We start from the raw sequence: 843 nt of genomic DNA, 5'->3' as shown, positions 1-843 counted from the left end.
GGCGACCATCGCGCCGGACTACGGTGTCGAGCGCTTCTATCTGCCGGAAGGCGAGGGGATGGCAATCCAGAACGACATGCGGGTGCGGCCGTTCGGCATCCGTCTTGCGCTCGCCGGCGACGGCACCGCGCAGATCAAGGCGCTGGTGGACGGCGACAAGACGCTGTTCGAGGAACCACTCTACTAAAGCCCCTTAATTCCAGCGGTGTGAAGCATGCCAGTTAGCCTGTCGACGCGTGAGGACATCAACCTCGACACTGTTTTCCGCGTCGCCTGGAAGAAGGACACGGTGGCGATCGGCGAGAAGGCGTTGCAGCGCATCGCCGAATGCCGCGCTTCGTTTCTCAGGCTGATTGAATCCGATCCGCCACCGGTCATCTATGGCGTCACCACCGCCATGGGAGAGCTGGCGAGCCGCAAGCTCGAACTCGACGAGCGTGATCGCCATGCGCGCATCAAGGCGTTTGCCGCCGCCACCTCGTTCGGCGATCCCTTGCCGGATCGCGTGGTCAGGGCGATCGTGCTTGCCCGGCTGACGAATTTCATCGAGGGCAACGCCGCCACAACGCCGCGCATCGCGCTTGCCGTGGCCGCTATGCTCGACGGTGGGCCGATGCCAACGGTGCCGGCCTCCGGCCAGGGCGGCGCCGGTGAGATCCTGGCGCTCTACCCCTTGTTTGCAGAACTTTCGACGCGCTTCGACCTTGAGGTCAAGGAACGCGGCTCGCTGATCAACGGCTCGCCTTGCGCTGCTGCTCTGGTGGCAGACGCAGCGCTCGCGGCGCGCCGCCGGATCCGCATGGCGCATCAGGTGTTCGCGCTGTCGATCGAGGCGTTTCGTGC

Annotated in this window: 2 protein-coding genes; both read left to right on the top strand. The window is 65.1% G+C overall.

Features of this window, described 5'->3' with window-relative positions:
• A partial coding sequence (locus tag EN749_RS36570) for a GDYXXLXY domain-containing protein (RefSeq protein ID WP_145991216.1) occupies positions 1–187 on the top strand: 187 nt, incomplete at its 5' end.
• Positions 188–214: 27 nt separating this feature from the next.
• The coding region (locus EN749_RS36565; protein WP_189368027.1) for an aromatic amino acid lyase at positions 215–843 on the top strand (629 nt) is incomplete at its 3' end.

This window comes from Mesorhizobium sp. M7A.F.Ca.ET.027.02.1.1, assembly GCF_004022985.1.
In the GTDB taxonomy this organism is placed as follows: Bacteria; Pseudomonadota; Alphaproteobacteria; order Rhizobiales; family Rhizobiaceae; genus Mesorhizobium.
The sequence above is the reverse complement of the archived record's forward strand: the minus strand, read 5'-3'. Positions and strand labels throughout refer to the sequence as shown.